At 49.4% G+C, this 2,749-nt stretch carries 4 protein-coding genes; 2 read left to right on the top strand and 2 right to left on the bottom strand.

The genetic code is table 11. The features are described from left to right. Positions 1 to 146: 146 nt before the first annotated feature. Positions 147 to 587, top strand: coding sequence for a hypothetical protein (locus R3196_RS10915; RefSeq protein WP_318936794.1), 441 nt, complete (start codon positions 147 to 149; stop codon positions 585 to 587). Here the strand turns inward: R3196_RS10915 and R3196_RS10910 are convergent. Beyond that, a complete protein-coding gene (locus tag R3196_RS10910) occupies positions 584 to 1,246 on the bottom strand; it encodes a HEPN domain-containing protein (RefSeq protein ID WP_318936793.1) in 663 nt (220 codons plus the stop codon). The two genes, R3196_RS10915 and R3196_RS10910, sit on opposite strands and share 4 nt — an antisense overlap. A 172-nt stretch (positions 1,247 to 1,418) precedes the next feature. Between R3196_RS10910 and R3196_RS10905 the strand changes: the two genes are divergently transcribed. Then, positions 1,419 to 2,342, top strand: coding sequence for a hypothetical protein (locus R3196_RS10905; RefSeq protein ID WP_318936792.1), 924 nt, complete (start codon positions 1,419 to 1,421; stop codon positions 2,340 to 2,342). Here the strand turns inward: R3196_RS10905 and R3196_RS10900 are convergent. Further along, a complete protein-coding gene (locus R3196_RS10900; protein WP_318936791.1) occupies positions 2,339 to 2,668 on the bottom strand; it encodes a HigA family addiction module antitoxin in 330 nt (109 codons plus the stop codon). The two genes, R3196_RS10905 and R3196_RS10900, sit on opposite strands and share 4 nt — an antisense overlap. Positions 2,669 to 2,749 lie beyond the last annotated feature (81 nt).

Genomic DNA, 2,749 nt, shown 5'->3' with positions numbered 1-2,749 from the left:
TGGCAAACGGCGAAAACGAGCATGTGGATGTACCTAAGCAACGAAACTTCGGCTAATTTCTTGCCAGGCTAAACTGCGCGACACCAAATGTCGCGATGGGATCCGATAATCAGACCTGTTGTTCTAAATATAAAAACGAGGAACACATGTCTGACGTATTAATTTTCCCGAGAGCAAAGATGCTCTCCGATGAAGCCTTGGTGCAGCAACTGATTCGCCTGCAAACTTTACCTGAAGTAAGCCTGCCCTCAATGATGATCACGCGGCAAAAGCGGATTGATGAACTGCACGCTGAATTAGACCAGCGTGGTTACGGCGGTTTGCGACCGGCCCGACAGCTCCAGCTTATGAACTTAACAACAATAAACCGGGCCTTCTATGAAACCGACCCTATGTTTACGTGTTGCAAGGAAAACGATTGCCTGGACGAGTACGAGCTGATTGCCGCTGCCGTATTGCGACGCCTGCAGCGAGGCATGGTCATGCCCGCCGCCATCGATCAGGTACTCTGTGAGAGTTTCGACGAGGATATGGTCAGCGGCGAGCAAGTCACCGCCGTGCTGCATTACCTCGCGGGGATACGCTAATCCTCGACATCAAAATAAGCGGCGTCACCCCATACCTTCTCGCCGTTTAGCATCATCAGCTTAATCACGATTGGCAGCAGGCTACGCAAGATATGCGTGGCATCGCGCAGTTGGTCACGGTTTAAGCTGCCGTTCCAGGTTGAGCCCCCGTGTATGAGCTGATTCCGCAGCGTGTACAGCCGATCCATCACGATGCTTAAGCAGGTAACAACGTCCTGCTGCGCTAGGGCAGTGTGCGCAGCGCGCTTGGCGGAATCAAAGGGTTGCTTCCAGGCCTCTGCATCAAGACGGCGATTAGCCGAATCCCAGTAAGGATGGAAGACGAATTTATTGTTCATTAGCGAGCGGATAGCTTGCGGATAATGCGTCCAGACAAGCTCATATAACTCATTATCGGCATCATAGCCTGTGAGACGCTCAAAAAACTGGGTATAGCTATCGCGCGTGGAGTTACGGGTTTCCTGGGCGTGCTCACTCGCATAGGCGGCATTGAAGCCAATCCATAAAAAGATGAACTCAGCATCGGTATCATTGCTTTGCTGCTCTTGCTCTGCCCGATGCAGCCAGCTTAACGCCCGGTGCACTCGCAGTGATAAACCGTTCTGCCAGTTGTCCCGATGTTCGCGTTGGTATTCTTTTAGTTCTGCGTGCGTTTTCATTTAGCGATTCCTTTTGCTTTTTTTGCCAGCTTACTTGCTGTGCTAGTGGTTGTCGATATTGCAAATGGAGCGACACAAAGCGTCGCCTTATGAGTTAGGGTTGGCCAAGGGTTATATCGCGACAACTTTTAATCTATGCTCGTTTAAAAGGAATGGGCGAAGGAGCAATGCTATGGCAGGAAAATGGACGGGTATATTAGCAGCTTTGGTATCAACCGAAATTGTGTCGGCGTTAGAGAAACGAAAAGAGCGCAAACTGAGGGATGAATGGGAAAATTCGATTGACGACTTCGACGACGACCTCGACGAATACGATGACTTTGATGATATAGATCAGGAAGTCGAAACCGGACCGCCGGACTCCACGCTTAGCTACAAAGAACTATATGAGTACGAATTAGAGCGAAATAAGGCGCTGGGGGCGGAGCTGAACTGGACTATCCAATTCTTAAACTTCGCGCAAGTTGGTAATAACCTTAGCGAATATGTGGAGCTTGCGGAAAGAGGCGAAATATCTGATTCAGAACACCATTACTTACTTCTGCGCGACAGCATGGTAAGCACCATGACGGATAAAGCCTTTGACGGCATCGACCTAACAGACGAGTGCCATCGTCAAGTCGAATGGAGGCTGTTGAGCTCTCTAAGAGCAGTAGCTGAGTTAGGCGCCGTGATGGATATGGAACTTTGTTCCTACCAAATCGAACGTGCAATACAAAATATTACGCAGTTTTACATCTGGAGCTATCTGAATCGGCATGGCCTGAGCGAGTTTGATTTAGAGTGCAGATTACCGGCCGTAGCGGGGGAAGAGCAGCGAGCCTACGTTTATGAGCAGCTTGATGGACACTGGCCTTCGCTGGTGACGTATATCCAAAGCAATCTAGATGAAGCTGTAACTAATTTTATCTGTTATCACAACGAAATCGCTAACGAGAAAGACTGGCCACTATTGCCGAGTGACTTGTTGATGCCCTCAGACGCGCCCGATGAGGAAGTTGAGCAGCTAATTGTTACCTATATCGCCGAAGGCCTGAACGACCGCTACGATCCGGATGAATCCAATTTATGGGGGACTGTGTTGGACCGAGCCTAGCCAGCTGCAGCTTCAGCATGCTCAACGTTAGGCTTAACGCGTTTTACATTCTTAGCTTCTTGCTCATAAGCTTTATGGCGAACATCCCAAATCTCCCCCGCGTGCTGGATATTCAGCCAGAACTCTGGCGTATTACCTAACGCAGCGGCCAGTTTAATCGCCATTGGGGCGGTCAGAATGCCTTTGTCATGAACAATCCGGCTCAGTGTGTTTCTATGTACGCCCATAGCATCAGCCAGCTCGCTGATTGCAATATTCATAGGTTCCAGAAATTCTGTAACCAGCATTTCGCCAACAGTCAGTGGGCGGCGTTTTGTATTTCTCATAACCTTAACCTCCTCTAGCCCTTATAATCATGTGGGTCTAGATACGTGTCCTGGGCTATTCCGTCTTCCCAGCGAAAAATT

The sequence above is a fragment of the Pseudidiomarina sp. genome (genome assembly GCF_033722695.1).
In the GTDB taxonomy this organism is placed as follows: Bacteria; Pseudomonadota; Gammaproteobacteria; order Enterobacterales; family Alteromonadaceae; genus Pseudidiomarina.
Note: the sequence above shows the minus strand (reverse complement) of the source record. Positions and strands in the feature narration are given on the sequence as shown.

Coding starts and splice junctions, on each gene's coding strand:
- R3196_RS10915 (WP_318936794.1), top strand. CDS start 147: ATGTCTGACGTATTAATTTTCCCGAGAGCAAAGATGCTCTCCGATGAA.
- R3196_RS10910 (WP_318936793.1), bottom strand. CDS start 1,246: ATGAAAACGCACGCAGAACTAAAAGAATACCAACGCGAACATCGGGAC.
- R3196_RS10905 (WP_318936792.1), top strand. CDS start 1,419: ATGGCAGGAAAATGGACGGGTATATTAGCAGCTTTGGTATCAACCGAA.
- R3196_RS10900 (WP_318936791.1), bottom strand. CDS start 2,668: ATGAGAAATACAAAACGCCGCCCACTGACTGTTGGCGAAATGCTGGTT.